The following is a 14,937-nucleotide window of genomic DNA, read 5'->3' as shown; positions in this document are numbered from 1 at the left end:
TCAGCCCTGGACCAGGGTCACGTCCTGGCCGTGGCGCGCGTGGAAGCTGGGCAGCGGCACGATGCCCATGGGGCGCAGCTCCATCAGGGTGGCTTCGACGTGGGCCGCGCCGGGCTTGAGGGTGACCGAGTCGGGCGTGCCCGTGTTGACCCAGCGGTGCTCCAGTCCGTCGCAGACCGCGCGGGTGCCGCCGACGCCGTACCGGACCGACGGGTCGCTCTGGCTGACCGTGGAGCTGACGTAGACGGGGCCGGTGCCCGCGGTGCAGCGGTAGGTGCCGGACAGGGTGACGGTGCCGTCCGCGGCGATGCGGCCGGTCGGGTCGACCGTCACCGACTCCGCGACGTGGCGGGTGTCGTGCGGGGCCGCCGTCGCGGCGGGGGCGGCCAGCAGGAACAGGGCGGCGCCGGCGGCCGAGGCGAGGGCCGCGGATCGTACGGGCATGGGGGACCTCCCGGTCGGGTGGGAATGGGGGTTCCACTGGTACCGGGCGGACGGGCCGACGGGGGTGACCGTCACCCCTTCGGTGGCGAGTCCCGTCCGGCCCCGCACGATGGCGAGTCCCGTCCGGCCCCGCACGCTGGCGGGTCCGCTCCGGCCGTCGTGGAACGGTCGCCGGGTTGTCCGGGTGTTGTCACGCTTGCCGCCCGGGTCTTGGCGGCGGCTCGGCGCGGGGCGCACGGTCTGTGCATGCGACGGTCCCGACGACGGGACGGTCTCCCGATGTGGAGGTGCGCCATGTGTACCCACCGGTCCTCCTGCCCCGCCGCCGGCTCCCCCGCCGCGCGACCGGCGTCCGCGCACGTCGTCGCCGCCCACCCCGAGCAGGGGTGGAGCCTGCTGTGCGACGGCACGATCGTCTTCGACGACACCGGCGAACTGCGGCCCGACGGCCGGGTGGTCGGGCCGCGCCGGGTGCCGTCCGGGCGGCCGGCGATCGCGGCCTGACCGGCCTCGCCCGGGACGGCGGTCAGGACTTCTCGGCGATGAACTCCCGCAGCAGCGAGGCGAGCAGCTCCGGCTGGTCCTCGGCGACGAGTGTCCGGGTGTCCTCGATCTCCACGAGCCGTCCCCGCGGGAGCAGTTCGGCCAGCCGTCGGCCGTGGGCGCGGGGCATCATCAGGTCCTCGGTCGCCCAGACCACGAGCGCGGGCCGCTCGAAGCGCCGCAGCCCCTGGGCGGCCGCCAGCAGTTCGTCACGGCGCACGTGCGTGTTGTAGTGCCGGAAGTCGCGCCGGATCGCGGGGTCGGTCCGCAGCGGGCGCAGCCAGCCGTCGACGATCGCGTCCGGCACGGGCCGCTTGGTGAGCGCGCCGATGCCGACGGGGAGCCGGCGCAGCGGCTTCAGTCCGAGCACGCGGACCAGCAGGGACACGCCGCCGGGCAACCGGCAGACGGCGCCGATCATCTTCCCGGGCAGTCCCGGCGGGTAGTTGTCGAAGGCCTCGCACGCGACGAGGGCCAGCCGCGCCAGGCGCTCGGGGTGCCGGGCCGCCACCGTCTGGGCCCGTCCGCAGTCGTTCTCGACCAGGGTGACGTCCCTCAGGTCGAGGCGGTCGAGGAACTCGGCGATCAGCTCGTTGACCAGGTCCGGTGTGGGCGGCCGGGACATGGGCCCGCGGTGGGCGCCGTAGGGCAGGGTGGGGGCGACGACCCGGTGGTCGGTGCGCAGGTCGGCGATCACGTGGCGCCAGACGGTCGCGTCGTGGACCAGTCCGTGCAGGAGGACGACGACCGGGCCGTCGCCGCCGGTGTCCTCGTACTCGATGGTTCCCGCGGTCAGTTCGATGTCCGGCATGCCGGAACTCTAGGGTCTGCGGGTCCTCTAGGGCAGTACGGCGAATCCGTCGAGTTCCACCAGCGCCCGCTCGTCCCACAGGCGTACGACCTCCACGACCGCCATCGCCGGGTAGTCGCGGCCGGCCAGCCGGCGCCAGGTGCGGCCGAGTTCGGCGGCGTGGGTGCGGTAGGCGGCGACGTCCGTGGCGTAGACGGTGACGCGGGCGAGGTCGGCGGGGGTGCCGCCGGCGGCGTGCAGGGCGGTGAGGAGGTTGGTGAGGGCCTGCTCGAACTGGGCGGGGAGGGTGTCGCCGGTGACCTTGCCGTCGGTGTCGAGGGCGGTCTGGCCGGCCAGGAACACGACGCGGGTGCCGGTGGCGACGACGGCGTGGGAGAAGCCGGTGGGCGGGGAGAGTTCGGGCGGGTTCAGCCGTTCGGCGGTCACCTTCCGGTCTCCTCGGTCGTCGCGTCCAGGGTGCGGTACAGCTCCTTGGCGATGATGCCGCGCTGCACCTCGCTCGCGCCCTCGTAGACGCGCGGGGCGCGCACCTCCCGGTAGAGGTGTTCGAGGAGGTGGCCGCGGCGCAGGGCACGGGCGCCGTGCAGCTGGACGGCGCGGTCGACGACGTACTGGGCGGTCTCGGTGGCGAGGAGTTTGGCCATCGCGGAGCGGCGCGGGACGTCCGGCGCGCCCTCGTCGTACGCCGTGGCCGCCGCGTACACCATCAGGCGGGCCGCCTCGGTGCGCAGGGCCATCTCGGCCGTCTGGTGGGCGACGGTCTGCAGGTCGCGCAGTCTGCCGCCGAAGGCCTCGCGGGCGGTGGTGTGCGCGAGGGTGGCGTCGAGGGCCGCCTGCGCCATGCCGACGGCGAAGGCGCCGACGCTGGGGCGGAACAGGTTGAGGGTGCCCATGGCGACCCGGAAGCCGCGGTCGGGCTCGCCGAGGACGTCGTCGGGGGTGACGGGGACGGCGTCGAAGGCGAGGGCGCCGATGGGGTGCGGGGAGAGCATGTCGAGGGGGGTGCCGGTGAGGCCGGGGCGGTCGGCGGGCACGAGGAAGGCGGTGACGCCGCGGGCGCCGGCGCCGGGGGTGGTGCGGGCGAAGACGGTGTAGAAGTCGGCCTCGGGGGCGTTGGAGATCCAGCACTTCTCGCCGGTGAGCCGCCAGGCGGCGGGGCCGTCGCGGTGGGCGGCCAACGAGGCACCGGCAGGCCCAGCGGACCGGGCGGCAGGCCCTTCGGTGTCCCCGGCCGGTCGAATCGCCCGCCCGCCGGGCCGCGGGACGGCGGAGCCGGGAGCCCCACCCCGTCCCGTGCCGGTTCCTCCGGCGTCCGGTGGCGGGTTCGCCTCCGGGCCGCGCTCCGCGCCACGCTCTTCGGGGTCGGGTGCGTCGGCGTCCGCCCGGTCCCTGGCCGGTTCCGCCGCGAGGGTCAGCGCCGCCGCGTCCGAGCCGGCGTCGGGCTCGCTGAGGGCGAAGGCGGCGACCGCGCTGCCGTCGCTCACCCGGGGGAGCCAGCGGGCGCGCTGGGCCTCGCTGCCGTGGGCGTGCACCGGGTGGGCGCCGAGGCCCTGGAGGGCGAGGGCGGTCTCGGCCTCCGTGCAGGCGTGGGCCAGGGACTCGCGCATCAGACAGAGGTCGAGGGCGCCCGAGGTGAACAGGCGGGGCAGCAGCCCGAGGGTGCCGAGTTCGGCGAGGAGGGCGCGGTTCACGCGGTCCGGCTCGCCCTTCTCGGCCAGCGGGCGCAGCCGTTCGGCGGCCAGGGCGCGAACCTCGGCGCACCAGGCGAGTTGTTCCGGTTCGAGCGAGAATGCGGTCATCGACGGTCCCTTCCCCTGCCACGTCCCCCGCTACGACCCGCGCCGCGTCCCGGTCTCCCGCACGCCGGGCCACACCCGAGGCTATCGCGCACCGTTGACTGTCGTCACCAACACGATACGCTCGTTGCGCGAGCCCACCACGACAAAGGGGGCGAACCGCCATGGCGCAGACGCACCGCGCGGAGCCGCACCGCTCCGGCCACGTCGACACCTTCGCGCGCGAACACCTGCCGCCCCCCGACCAGTGGCCCGAGCTCCGCTTCGACCTGCCGGAGCTGCGCTACCCCGCCCGGCTGAACTGCGCGGCCGAGCTGCTCGCCGGCCCGCCCGACGACCGCCCGGTCTTCCGCACCGCGTCCGGGGACGACTGGACGTACGGGCGGTTGCGGGACCGCGTCGACCGGCTCGCCCGCCTCCTCACCGGGGACCTCGGGGTCGTCCCGGGCAACCGGGTGCTGCTGCGCGGCCCCACCACCCCGTGGCTGGCGGCCTGCTGGCTGGCGGTGCTGAAGGCGGGCGCGGTGGCGGTCACCGTGCTGGCCCAGCAGCGCCCGCACGAGCTGCGCGCGGTCTGCGAGATCGCCCGGGTGCGCCACGCGCTGTGCGACGTCCGGTCCGTCGACGACCTCGCCAAGGCGGAGGTGCCGGGGCTGCGGATCACGACGTACGGCGGGGACGCGCCCGACGATCTGCTGACCCGCGCGGAGGCCGGCACGGAAGCCGGCGGGGAGGCCGGCGCGGCGCCGGGTACGCCGTACCCGGCCGCGGACACGGCGGCCGACGACGTGGCGCTGATCGCGTTCACCTCCGGCACCACCGGCCGGCCCAAGGGCTGCGTGCACTTCCACCGCGACGTGCTGGCGATCGCCGACACCTTCTCCGCGCACGTGCTCCGGCCGCGCCCGGACGACGTCTTCGCGGGCAGTCCGCCGCTCGGCTTCACCTTCGGTCTCGGCGGACTGGTGATCTTCCCGATGCGCGCGGGGGCGAGCGCGCTGCTGCTCGAACAGGCGGGCCCCCGGCAGCTGTTGCCCGCCGTCGCCGAGCACCGGGTGTCGGTGCTGTTCACCGCGCCGACGGCGTACCGCGCGATGCTCGACGAGCTGGACGCCCACGACGTCACCAGCCTCCGGCGCTGTGTCTCGGCGGGCGAGAACCTGCCCGCGGCCACCTGGCGGGCCTGGTACGAACGCACCGGACTGCGCATCATCAACGGCATCGGCGCCACCGAGCTGCTGCACATCTTCGTCTCCGCGGCCGACGGCGACATCAGGCCCGGCACGACCGGCGTCCCGGTGCCGGGTTGGCACGCGCGCGTGCAGGACGAGTCCGGGGCGCCGGTGCCCGACGGGGAGCCGGGGCTGCTGGCGGTGCGGGGACCGGTGGGCTGCCGGTACCTCGCCGATCCGCGGCAGCGGGAGTACGTGCGCGACGGGTGGAACATCACCGGGGACACCTATGTGCGGGAGCCCGACGGGTACTTCCGGTACGTGGCCCGCGCCGACGACATGATCATCTCCGCCGGGTACAACATCGCCGGGCCCGAGGTGGAGGACGCCCTGCTGCGCCACCCGGACGTGGTGGAGGCGGCGGTGGTGGGCCGGCCCGACGCGCACCGCGGGCAGGTGGTGGTCGCCCACGCGGTGCTGCGGGAGGGCGCCGAGCGGGACGCCGACGCGCTGCGCGCCTTCCTCCGGGCGGAGCTGGCGCCGTACAAGTGCCCGCGCGAGATCCACTTCCCGGACGCGCTGCCGCGCACGGCGACCGGGAAGCTCCAGCGCTACCGGCTGCTCCCGCCTCCCGACCGTCCCCGGGGCGACCAGGCGTGATGACGACAACCTAAGATGATCAACGTGTCCGAGCAGCACGCGCAGCACGCCCCGAGGTCCCTGATCGTCACGCTCTACGGCGCGTACGGCCGCTTCGCGCCGGGCCCCGTGCCCGTCGCCGAGCTGATCCGGCTGCTGGCCGCGGTCGGCGTGGACGCCCCCTCCGTGCGCTCGTCGGTGTCCCGGCTGAAACGGCGCGGGCTGCTGCTGCCCGCCCGCACGGCCCGGGGTGCGGCCGGTTACGAACTCTCCCCGGAGGCCCGGCAACTGCTGGACGACGGGGACCGGCGCATCTACGCCACGGCCCCCTACGAGGACGAGGGCTGGGTGCTCGCGGTGTTCTCGGTGCCGGAGTCGCAGCGGCAGAAGCGGCACGTGCTGCGCTCCCGACTGGCGGGCCTGGGCTTCGGCACCGCGGCCCCCGGCGTGTGGATCGCGCCCGCCCGCCTGTACGGGGAGACCCGGCACACGCTGGGGCGCCTGGGCCTGGACTCCTACGTGGACTTCTTCCGCGGTGAGCACCTGGGTTTCACGCCGACCGCCGAGGCGGTGGCCCGCTGGTGGGACCTGGCCGCGGTCGCCAAGGAGCACGAGGCGTTCCTCGACCGCCACGCGCGCGTGCTGCGCGACTGGGAGCGCCGGGCCGACACCCCGCCCGAGGAGGCGTACCGCGACTACCTCCTCGCGCTGGACTCCTGGCGCCACCTGCCCTACGCCGACCCGGGCCTGCCCGCCCGGCTGCTGCCCGAGGGGTGGCCCGGCACCCGCTCGGCGGCCGTCTTCCACGCGCTGCACGAGCGGCTGCGTGACGCGGGGGCGGTCTACGCCGCGCTCGACACCCCGCCCGGTCAGTGACTTCCATCACATCTTACGATGATCATGGAACCCTCAGCCCTCTCAGGCCCTCTTCTCAGGTTCGTCACCTACCGTGCGGACGCATGAGTCTCGCACGCAACTTGAACCGGGTCCTCACCGCCACCACCGGCCTCCAGGTACGGAGAGCGCCCCACCGAGCGAGGGGGAACAAGAAGGCGTCCGCCGCGCCGGAACCCGCCCAGCGGCCCGCGCCCGCCCAGCGGCCCGCGCCCCCCTACCGGTGTCCGTCGGCCGAGGAGCTGGCGACCGAGCGGCTGCTGCGGCAGCCCGTCTTCATCATCTCCTCCATTCGTTCCGGCTCCACCCTGCTGCGCATGATGCTGGGCGCCCACCCCCGGCTGCACGCCCCGCACGAGCTGCACCTCGGCCGGATGGAGGTCGTCTGCACCAACTGGTTCTCCCAGCGCGCGATGAGCACCCTCGGTCTGGAGCGCGGCGACCTGGAGCACCTGCTGTGGGACCGCGTCATGCATCGGGAGCTGACCCGGTCCGGCAAGGACTTCGTCGTGGAGAAGACCCCCGCCAACGTCTACATGTTCCAGCGGCTGAGGGACTGCTGGCCCGACGCTCGCTTCGTCTTCCTGCTGCGCCACCCCGAGTCGATCGCCCGCTCCTGGCACGAGAGCGACCCCGTCAAGCGGCCGTACGACAAGGCCGTCGGCGACGTGCTGCCCTACGTGAACGCCGTCGAGGAGGCCCGCACGGCCGACCCCGAGGGCTTCACCGTGCGCTACGAGGACATCACCGGCGCCCCCGAGCGGGAGATGCGCCGCGTGTGCGCGTTCCTGGGCGTCGACTACGACCCGGCCATGCTCGAGTACGGCCGCAAGAGCGACAGCGAGCTGGTCCGGGGCCTCGGCGACTGGCGGGACAACATCCGCACCGGCACGGTCCAGCCGGGCCGCGCGCTGCCCGCCGAGGACGAGATCGCCGGACCGCTGCGCCCGGTGAGCGCGGCCTGGGGCTACACGTCCTGACGTCCGCCGTGCAGCGTCAGCCTCTGCTTGGGGGCGTCGGTGCGTCCGGTCACCGGGCGGCGGCTGCCCGCCCGGTACGGAGCCGGCCAGACGACGCCCGGCCCCTCGTAGCCCTGCTCGGCCGCCGCGTGCAGCGTCCAGTGCGGGTCGTAGAGGTGGGGGCGGGCGAGCGCGCACAGGTCGGCGCGGCCGGCCAGGATCAGCGAGTTCACGTCGTCCCAGGAGGAGATCGCGCCGACGGCGATCACCGGGACACCCGCCTCGTGCCGGATGCGGTCGGCGTACGGGGCCTGGTACGAGCGCCCGAACTCCGGCCGCTCCTCGGCCACGACCTGCCCCGTGGACACGTCGACGGCGTCGGCGCCGTGCGCCGCGAAGGCGCGGGCGATGGCCACGGCCTCCTCGGGGCTCGTGCCGCCCTCGGCCCAGTCGGTCGCGGAGACGCGCACGGTCATGGGCCGGTCCTCTGGCCATTCGGCGCGTACGGCGTCGAAGACCTCCAACGGGAAGCGGAGCCGTTTCTCCGTTGAACCGCCGTAGGCGTCGGTGCGGCGGTTGGTGAGCGGGGAGAGGAACCCGGAGAGCAGGTAGCCGTGGGCGCAGTGCAGTTCGAGCAGGTCGAACCCGGCCCGTGCGGCGCGGCGGGCGGCGGCCGTGAACTGCTCGCGGACGTCCGTGAGCTGTGCCCGGGTCAGCTCGCGCGGGACCTGGCCGCCCGGCTTGTACGGCAGCGGGGAGGGGGCCACCAGGGGCCAGTTGCCCTCGGGGAGCGATTCGTCCATGCCCTCCCACATCAGCCGGGTCGAGCCCTTGCGGCCGCTGTGCCCGAGCTGCACCCCGATCGCGGTGCCGGGCGCCTGGGCGTGCACGAAGTCCGTGACCCGCCGCCACGCCTCCGCCTGGCGTCCGGTGTAGAGGCCCGCGCAGCCCGGGGTGATGCGGCCCTGCTCGCTGACGCACACCATCTCGGTCATCACCAGTCCGGCGCCGCCCAGCGCCCTCGCCCCCAGGTGGACCAGGTGGAAGTCGCCGGGGACGCCGTCGGTGGCCGAGTACATGTCCATCGGGGAGACGACGACGCGGTTGCGCAGGGTCAGCCCACGCAGCCGGAACGGGGTGAACATCGGGGGTGTGCCGGGCGGGCAGCCGAACTCACGCTCGACGGACTCGGTGAAGCGGGCGTCGCGCAGCCGCAGGTTGTCGTGGGTGACGCGGCGGCTGCGGGTGAGCAGGTTGAAGGCGAAGCGGCGGGGCGGCTGGTCCAGGTACCGGGACACGTCCTCGAACCACTCCAGGCTGGCCTTGGCCGCCCGCTGGGTGGAGGCGACGACGGGGCGCCGCTCCTCCTCGTAGGCGGTGAGCGCCTTTCCGAGCGTGGGCTGTTCCTCCAGGCAGGCGGCGAGCGCGAGGGCGTCCTCGACGGCGAGCTTGGTGCCGGAGCCGATGGAGAAGTGGGCGGTGTGGGCGGCGTCGCCGAGGAGGACGACGTTGCCGTGCGACCAGTGTCCGTTGACGACCGTGCGGAAGGTGGTCCAGGCCGACTTGTTGGACTTCAGCGGGCGGCCGCCGAGGGCGTCGGCGAAGATCTTGGCGCAGCGGGCGGTGGACTCGGCCTCGTCGAGCCCGTCGAAGCCGGCCGCCTTCCAGACCTCCTCGCGCATCTCGACGATGACGGTGGAGGCGTCGGGGGCGTAGGGGTAGCCGTGCAGCTGCATCACGCCGTGCTCGGTCTCGGCGATGTCGAAGCGGAAGGCGTCGAAGGCGAAGTCGGCGGCCAGCCAGATGTAGCGGCAGCGGTGGGGGGCCAGGCGGGGCCGGAACACGTCGCGGTAGGTGTCGCGGGTGGTGCTGTGTACGCCGTCGGCGGCGACGACCAGGTCGTACTCCCGCGCCAGCCGGTCCGGGTGCGGGGCCTCGGTACGGAAGCGCAGGTCGACGCCGAGGGAGCGGCAGCGGTCGTGCAGGATCTCCAGGAGGCGGCGGCGGCCGAGGGCGGCGAAGCCGTGTCCTGTGGAGGTTTGCCGGGTGCCTCGGTGGGTGATGTGGACGTCGTCCCAGCGGACGAAGTCCTGACGCAGGGCCGCGTAGACGACCGGGTCGGCGTGTTCGATGCCGCCCAGGGTCTCGTCGGAGAGGACCACGCCGAAGCCGAAGGTGTCGTCGGGGGCGTTGCGTTCCCAGACGGTGACCTCGCGGTCGGGGGCGAGGCGTTTGAGGAGGGCGGCGGTGTAGAGGCCGCCGGGGCCTCCGCCGATGATCGCGGTGCGCAGGGGGTGGCTTGTCGTCGCGGGCGGGTGCGGCTTCGTTGTGGTTGCTCGCGCCCCGCGGCGGAGCCGCGGATCGGCACTGCCCCGCGCCCCTGAGACCGGCACGCCCCCCTGCGTTGAGGACATGCCCTACCTCCCTTGCCACTTCGGGGGGCGCTTTTCCGTGAAGGCCGCGTGGAACTCGGCGTAGTCCTCGCCGTTCATCAGGAGGGCCTGGGTCGAGGCGTCCAGCTCCACCGCTGCCGCGAGCGGCATGTCCAGCTCTGCCGTGAGGAGGGCCTTGGTCTGGGCGTGGGCGAGGGCCGGGCCGTCGGCCAGGCGGCGGGCGAGGCTCTGGGCGGTCTCGTCGGCGCGGCCCTCGTCGGTCAGCTCGCTGATCAGGCCGATCCGCTCGGCCTCCGGCGCCCGCACCGCGTCGCCGAGCATCAGCAGCCGGGTCGCGTGGCCGAGGCCCACCACCCTGGGCAGAAGGTACGCCGCGCCCATGTCGCCGCCGGAGAGGCCGACGCGGGTGAAGAGGAAGGCGAAGCGGGCGGACGGGTCGGCGACGCGGAAGTCGGCGGCCAGCGCGAGGACCGCACCCGCCCCGGCGGCGACGCCGTGCAGGGCGGCGATCACCGGGAACGGGCACTCCCGTACCGCCCGCACCACCTGGCCCGTCATGCGGTTGAAGTCGAGGAGCTGGGCGGTGTCCATGGAGAGCGTGGCGCCGATGATCTCGTCGACGTCACCGCCGGAGCAGAAACCGCGCCCCTCCCCCGCCAGCACCAGCGCCCGCACGGACCGCTGTCGGGACAGCTCGGCGAGCAGGTCGCGCAGGTCGGCGTAGGCCTCGAAGGTGAGCGCGTTGAGCTTGTCGGGGCGGGCGAGGGTGACGGTGGCGACGCCGTCGGTGAGATCGACGCGCAGGTGCCGCCAGTCGGGGGTGGGGGCGGCGGAGCCGGTGAAGGGACTCATGACACTCGAAGTTATCACCGTTCTGTGACTGTCGTCACGGGTGCGCGATAGAGACGGCGGGCCCGTGAGTGCCGGGCCGAAGGTCCCGTTCGGTGCCCGTCGAACGGCTCTGCCGGTGGCGCCGTACCATTCATAAGGTTGAAAGCAGGACAGGACCGCCTGCTCCACGAAACGGACCCGCCGTGCACGATCACCCTTCCGCCCCCACCTCCTGGCGCATCGCGCTGCCGCACTCCGCCGCGGCCGTGCCGGTGGCCCGTGCCCTGGTGCGTACGGCGCTGGCCGAGCGGGAGCACACGGCCGACGGCGACACCGCGGAGCTGCTCACGGCGGAGCTGGTGGCGAACGCCGTCGAGCACACCGCGGGCGGGTCGCCGATCGAGCTGGTCGTGGAGCTGATGCCGACCAGCTGCCAGGTGGAGGTCCACGACCCGGATCCGTCGCCGCCCGGCGACCTCACCCGGCCCGGCATGGAGCCGCCCGATCCCTGGCAGGAGCACGGGCGCGGTCTGCTGCTGATCCGCGCCCTCAGCTCGTCCTGCGGTCACCGGCCCACCGGGGCGGGCAAGGCGGTCTGGTTCAGGCTTCCTGCGATACCCGCTCAGCGGGGTCCCGCGGAGTGACGTCCGCGTCCGTCCGGGCCAGGCGGGAGTGCCGGCGCCCGTAGGCGGCGTACACCAGCAGGCCCACGGCGAGGAACACCGCGAACTGGAGCCAGGTCGCGGCGCCCGTCTCGTAGATCAGGTACAGGCAGAAGCCGACGCCGAGCAGCGGCGTCACCGGGTACAGCGGCACGCGGAAGGTGCGGGCGAGGCCCGGCTCGCGGCGGCGCAGCGCGATCACGGCGACGTTGACGGCGGCCATGGTGGCCAGCGTGCCGATGGTGCAGAGGTTGACCACCGCGTCGAGCGGGGCGAAGGCCGCGGGGAGGGCGAAGAGCACGCCGACGATGAGCGTGCCGGCGACGGGGGTCGCGGTGCGCGGCGAGACCTTCTCGAAGACGCGCGGGATCAGGCCGTCCCGGGACATGGACATCAGGATGCGGGTCTGGCCGTACATGACCGCGAGCACGACCGAGGCGATGGCGACGACCGCGCCGAAGGCGACCACGCCGCCGCCGACGGTGGAGCCGGTGACCTCGTTCACGACGTAGGAGAGGGCCGCGGGCCGGTCGCCGACCTGGTCGCCGCCGACGGCGCCGATCGCGGCCACGGCGACCGCGCAGTACAGCAGGGTGACCAGGCCGATGCAGACCAGGATGGCGACGGGGATGTCCCGGCGCGGGTTCTTGGCCTCCTCGCCGGCCGTGGTGATCGCGTCGAAGCCGATGTACGAGAAGAAGGCGGCCGTGGTGCCGGCGCCGATGCCGCCGAGACCGGCCGGGGAGAACGGGCTGAGGTTGCCGTCCTTGAAGGCGTGGAAGCCGATGGCGCAGAAGGCGATCAGGACGGCCAGCTTGAGCACGGCCATCGCGGCCGTGGCGCGGGCGCTCTCCCGTACCCCGCGCACCAGGAGCACGCAGGCCAGCGCGATGACGATCACCGCGGGGAGGTTCACCGCGCCGCCGTCGCCGGGGCCGGCGGAGAGGGCGTGCGGGAGCTGGAGGCCCAGGACGCTGTCGAGCAGCTCGTTGACGTACTGGCTCCAGCCGACGGCGACCGCGGAGACGGAGACTCCGTACTCCAGGAGCAGGCACCAGCCGACGAGGAAGGCGGTGCGCTCGCCGAGTCCGGCGTAGGCGAAGGAGTACGAGGAGCCGGAGACCGGGATCGCGCCGCCCAGCTCGGCGAAGGCGAAGGCGGTGAAGACGCAGGTGATCGCGGCGAGGACGAAGGAGACGACGACTGCGGGGCCGGCCTCGGCGACCGAGTCGGACAGCCCGACGAAGATGCCGGTGCCGACGATGGCGCCGACGCCGAAGCAGACGAGCTGGAACAGGCCCATCGTGCGCTTGAGCCCGTGGCCTTCGCGGTCGGCGCCGGATTCGGCCACCAGGAGGTGGGGGGACTTGATGCGGGAAGCGGGCATTGCGGGTGGTGCTCGTTTCTGGTGGTGCGGGGGGCGCGACGGTGGTCGCGGCCGGTGGCGCCGGAAGGGGTGGCTCCGGGGCCGCCGGTCAGGATAACGGTCCTGGTCAGGCCAGCGTGGCGACGAGGACCGCCTTGATGGTGTGCAGCCGGTTCTCCGCCTCGTCGAAGACGACCGAGTGCGCGGACTCGAAGACCTCGTCCGTGACCTCCAGGGAGTCGAGCCCGTGGGCCTCGAAGATCTCCTGGCCGACCTTGGTGCCCAGGTCGTGGAAGGCGGGCAGGCAGTGCAGGAACTTCACGTCCGGGTTGCCGGTGGCGCGCAGGACGTCCATGGTCACCGCGTACGGGGCGAGGGCCTTGATCCGCTCGGCCCAGACGTCCTTGGGCTCGCCCATGGAGACCCAGACGTCGGTGACGACGAAGTCGGCGCCGCGCACACCCTCGTCCACGGTCTCGGTGAGGGTGACGCGCGCCCCGCTCGACTCGGCGAGCGCCGTCGCCCGGTCGACGACCTCCTGGGCGGGCCAGTAGGCCTTCGGGGCGACGATGCGCACGTCCATGCCGAGCAGGGCGCCGGTGACCAGGTAGGAGTTGCCCATGTTGAAGCGGGCGTCACCGAGGTAGGCGAAGGCGGTCTCGTGCAGCGGCTTGTCGCTGTGCTCGGTCATCGTGAGCACGTCGGCGAGCATCTGGGTGGGGTGCCAGTCGTCGGTCAGGCCGTTGTAGACGGGGACGCCGGCGAAGGCGGCCAGTTCCTCGACCTTCTGCTGGCTGTCGCCCCGGTACTCGATCCCGTCGAACATGCGCCCCAGCACCCGCGCGGTGTCCTTCACGGACTCCTTGTGCCCGATCTGCGAACCGGCCGGGTCGAGGTAGGTCGTCGAGGCGCCCTGGTCGGCGGCGGCGACCTCGAACGCGCACCGCGTGCGTGTCGAGGTCTTCTCGAAGATCAGCGCGATGTTCCGGCCCTGGAGATGGCGTGTCTCGGCCCCGGCCCGCTTGGCCGCCTTCAGCTCCGCGGCCAGCTCGACCAGGCCGCGGAACTCGTCCGGGGTGAAGTCGAGCTCCTTGAGGAAGTGGCGGCCGGCGAGGGCGATCGGGACTGTCGCCATGGGGTGCTCCAGAAAGTACGGTGGACGGGACTCAATGGAACAGTATACGAGAGATTGAATTCTTATACGGACTGCCGTTCCACCGGGCAGCTCATGCAGCGCGGGCCGCCCCTGCCCCGGCCCAGTTCGCTGCCCGGGATCTCGATCACCTCGATGCCCTGTTTGCGCAGGTGGGTGTTTGTGGTGGCGTTCCGCTCGTAGGCGACGACGACGCCGGGTTCGACGGCCAGCACGTTGCAGCCGTCGTCCCACTGCTCGCGCTCGGCGGCGTGCACGTCCTGCGTCGCGGTCAGCACCCGGATCTCGTTGAGGCCGAGACCGGCGGCGATCGCGCGGTGCATGTGCTCCGGCGGGTGGTCGGTGACCTTCAGCTCCTTGTCCCCCGCGCCCGGCTCGATGGTGTAGGAGCGGAGCATGCCGAGCCCCGCGTACTGGGTGAAGGTGTCGCCGTCGACCATCGTCATCACGGTGTCCAGGTGCATGACGGCCCGTCTCTTCGGCATGTCCAGGGCCACGATGGTGCGGGCGGAGCCCGCCGCGAACAGCTTGTGCGCGAGCATCTCGACGGCCTGGGGCGTGGTCCGCTCGCTCATGCCGATGAGGACGGCGCCGTTGCCGATGACGAGGACGTCGCCGCCCTCGATGGTGGAGGGATAGTCGGCCTGGCCCTCGGACCAGAGGTGGAAGGTCTCGTCGCGGAAGAGGGGGTGGTGCCGGTAGATCGCCTCGAAGTGCACCGTCTCGCGCTGCCGGGCGGGCCAGCGCATGGCGTTGATGGAGACGCCGTCGTAGATCCAGGCCGAGGTGTCCCGGGTGAAGAGGTGGTTGGGCAGCGGTCCGAGCAGGAAGTCGTCCAGTTCCATGACGTGGAAGCGCACGGAGGTCGGCTCCGGGTGCGCCTCCAGGTACTCCCGCTTGGTCATGCCGCCGACCAGGGCCTCGGCGAGCTCGCGGGCGGGCAGCGTCTCGAAGGCGGCCCGGAGGTGGTCCGTGGCCAGCACTCCGTACTCCTTCTCGTCGAAGACCCGGTCCAGGACGAGGCGGCGGGCGGCCGGGACGTCAAGGGTCTCGGTGAGCAGGTCGCCGAAGAGGTGCACCGCCACCCCGCGGTCGCGGAGCACGTCGGCGAACCCGTCGTGCTCGGCGCGCGCCCGGCGCACCCACAGCACGTCGTCGAAGAGGAGGGCGTCCTTGTTGCTGGGGGTGAGCCTTTTGAGCTCGAGATCCGGCCGGTGCAGTATGACGCGGGTGAGCCGCCCGGCCTCGGAGTCGACTTGGAATCCCATGACTCC

14 protein-coding genes are annotated in these 14,937 nt (G+C 73.4%); 5 read left to right on the top strand and 9 right to left on the bottom strand.

All coding sequences use genetic code 11. The features are described from left to right. Entirely contained in the window at nucleotides 1-444 is a 444-nt protein-coding gene (locus M6G08_RS17830; protein ID WP_272588144.1) for a DUF6299 family protein, read from the bottom strand. A gap of 294 nt (nucleotides 445-738) precedes the next feature. Here M6G08_RS17830 and M6G08_RS17825 point away from each other — a divergent pair, with 294 nt between their 5' ends. Beyond that, a complete protein-coding gene (locus M6G08_RS17825; protein ID WP_272588143.1) occupies nucleotides 739-948 on the top strand; it encodes a DUF5999 family protein in 210 nt (69 codons plus the stop codon). Nucleotides 949-970: 22 nt separating this feature from the next. On the opposite strand, the gene M6G08_RS17820 is transcribed toward M6G08_RS17825, so the two are convergent. The 3 genes from M6G08_RS17820 to M6G08_RS17810 are packed head-to-tail and all read right to left on the bottom strand — an operon-like array spanning nucleotide 971 to nucleotide 3,597. After that, a complete protein-coding gene (locus M6G08_RS17820) occupies nucleotides 971-1,798 on the bottom strand; it encodes an alpha/beta fold hydrolase (RefSeq protein WP_272588142.1) in 828 nt (275 codons plus the stop codon). 27 nt (nucleotides 1,799-1,825) lie between these two features. Then, nucleotides 1,826-2,224, bottom strand: a complete 399-nt coding sequence (locus M6G08_RS17815) for a RidA family protein (protein ID WP_272588141.1) — start codon at nucleotides 2,222-2,224, stop codon at nucleotides 1,826-1,828. After that, the gene (locus M6G08_RS17810; RefSeq protein WP_272588140.1) at nucleotides 2,221-3,597 is read right to left on the bottom strand and encodes an acyl-CoA dehydrogenase family protein; all 1,377 of its coding nucleotides are present in this window, start codon (nucleotides 3,595-3,597) and stop codon (nucleotides 2,221-2,223) included. Before M6G08_RS17810 ends, M6G08_RS17815 begins: the two co-directional genes overlap by 4 nt. A 161-nt stretch (nucleotides 3,598-3,758) precedes the next feature. On the opposite strand from M6G08_RS17810, the gene M6G08_RS17805 reads away from it, so the two are divergent. The 3 genes from M6G08_RS17805 to M6G08_RS17795 all read left to right on the top strand — a co-directional run bounded on the left by M6G08_RS17805 (nucleotide 3,759) and on the right by M6G08_RS17795 (nucleotide 7,279). Continuing rightward, nucleotides 3,759-5,426 (top strand): AMP-binding protein, encoded by a 1,668-nt coding sequence (locus tag M6G08_RS17805; protein WP_443048834.1) that lies wholly within the window; start codon nucleotides 3,759-3,761, stop codon nucleotides 5,424-5,426. A gap of 15 nt (nucleotides 5,427-5,441) precedes the next feature. After that, complete coding sequence (locus M6G08_RS17800) at nucleotides 5,442-6,281, top strand: PaaX family transcriptional regulator (protein ID WP_272588139.1); 840 nt, start codon at nucleotides 5,442-5,444, stop codon at nucleotides 6,279-6,281. Nucleotides 6,282-6,364: 83 nt separating this feature from the next. Further along, complete coding sequence (locus M6G08_RS17795; RefSeq protein ID WP_272588138.1) at nucleotides 6,365-7,279, top strand: sulfotransferase family protein; 915 nt, start codon at nucleotides 6,365-6,367, stop codon at nucleotides 7,277-7,279. Here the strand turns inward: M6G08_RS17795 and M6G08_RS17790 are convergent. Continuing rightward, nucleotides 7,267-9,672, bottom strand: coding sequence for a bifunctional salicylyl-CoA 5-hydroxylase/oxidoreductase (locus M6G08_RS17790; RefSeq protein ID WP_272588137.1), 2,406 nt, complete (start codon nucleotides 9,670-9,672; stop codon nucleotides 7,267-7,269). The genes M6G08_RS17795 and M6G08_RS17790 overlap by 13 nt on opposite strands. Before the next feature lie 3 nt (nucleotides 9,673-9,675). Continuing rightward, nucleotides 9,676-10,503, bottom strand: coding sequence for an enoyl-CoA hydratase family protein (locus M6G08_RS17785; protein ID WP_272588136.1), 828 nt, complete (start codon nucleotides 10,501-10,503; stop codon nucleotides 9,676-9,678). Between the two features lie 182 nt (nucleotides 10,504-10,685). Between M6G08_RS17785 and M6G08_RS17780 the strand changes: the two genes are divergently transcribed. After that, on the top strand, nucleotides 10,686-11,126 hold the full coding sequence (locus M6G08_RS17780; protein WP_272588135.1) for an ATP-binding protein: 441 nt from the start codon (nucleotides 10,686-10,688) through the stop codon (nucleotides 11,124-11,126). Here M6G08_RS17780 and M6G08_RS17775 read toward each other — a convergent pair. From M6G08_RS17775 to M6G08_RS17765, 3 genes are all read right to left on the bottom strand, one after another. After that, on the bottom strand, nucleotides 11,083-12,531 hold the full coding sequence (locus M6G08_RS17775; protein WP_272588134.1) for an amino acid permease: 1,449 nt from the start codon (nucleotides 12,529-12,531) through the stop codon (nucleotides 11,083-11,085). The two genes, M6G08_RS17780 and M6G08_RS17775, sit on opposite strands and share 44 nt — an antisense overlap. 106 nt (nucleotides 12,532-12,637) lie before the next feature. Beyond that, entirely contained in the window at nucleotides 12,638-13,645 is a 1,008-nt protein-coding gene (argF, locus tag M6G08_RS17770) for an ornithine carbamoyltransferase (protein WP_272588133.1), read from the bottom strand. 62 nt (nucleotides 13,646-13,707) lie between these two features. Next, nucleotides 13,708-14,931: an arginine deiminase gene (locus M6G08_RS17765; RefSeq protein ID WP_272588132.1), complete on the bottom strand. Its 1,224-nt coding sequence runs from the start codon at nucleotides 14,929-14,931 to the stop codon at nucleotides 13,708-13,710. Nucleotides 14,932-14,937 lie beyond the last annotated feature (6 nt).

The organism is Streptomyces sp. M92, assembly GCF_028473745.1.
Taxonomy (GTDB): Bacteria; Actinomycetota; Actinomycetes; order Streptomycetales; family Streptomycetaceae; genus Streptomyces.
This window is presented reverse-complemented; position numbering and strand designations above follow the sequence as displayed.

Bases quoted from the DNA above. Each gene is read 5' to 3' on its own strand.
- M6G08_RS17830 (WP_272588144.1), bottom strand. From the start codon at position 444: ATGCCCGTACGATCCGCGGCCCTCGCCTCGGCCGCCGGCGCCGCCCTG.
- M6G08_RS17825 (WP_272588143.1), top strand. From the start codon at position 739: ATGTGTACCCACCGGTCCTCCTGCCCCGCCGCCGGCTCCCCCGCCGCG.
- M6G08_RS17820 (WP_272588142.1), bottom strand. From the start codon at position 1,798: ATGCCGGACATCGAACTGACCGCGGGAACCATCGAGTACGAGGACACC.
- M6G08_RS17810 (WP_272588140.1), bottom strand. From the start codon at position 3,597: ATGACCGCATTCTCGCTCGAACCGGAACAACTCGCCTGGTGCGCCGAG.
- M6G08_RS17805 (WP_443048834.1), top strand. From the start codon at position 3,759: ATGGCGCAGACGCACCGCGCGGAGCCGCACCGCTCCGGCCACGTCGAC.
- M6G08_RS17800 (WP_272588139.1), top strand. From the start codon at position 5,442: ATGATCAACGTGTCCGAGCAGCACGCGCAGCACGCCCCGAGGTCCCTG.
- M6G08_RS17795 (WP_272588138.1), top strand. From the start codon at position 6,365: ATGAGTCTCGCACGCAACTTGAACCGGGTCCTCACCGCCACCACCGGC.
- M6G08_RS17790 (WP_272588137.1), bottom strand. From the start codon at position 9,672: ATGTCCTCAACGCAGGGGGGCGTGCCGGTCTCAGGGGCGCGGGGCAGT.
- M6G08_RS17785 (WP_272588136.1), bottom strand. From the start codon at position 10,503: ATGAGTCCCTTCACCGGCTCCGCCGCCCCCACCCCCGACTGGCGGCAC.
- M6G08_RS17775 (WP_272588134.1), bottom strand. From the start codon at position 12,531: ATGCCCGCTTCCCGCATCAAGTCCCCCCACCTCCTGGTGGCCGAATCC.
- argF (WP_272588133.1), bottom strand. From the start codon at position 13,645: ATGGCGACAGTCCCGATCGCCCTCGCCGGCCGCCACTTCCTCAAGGAG.
- M6G08_RS17765 (WP_272588132.1), bottom strand. From the start codon at position 14,931: ATGGGATTCCAAGTCGACTCCGAGGCCGGGCGGCTCACCCGCGTCATA.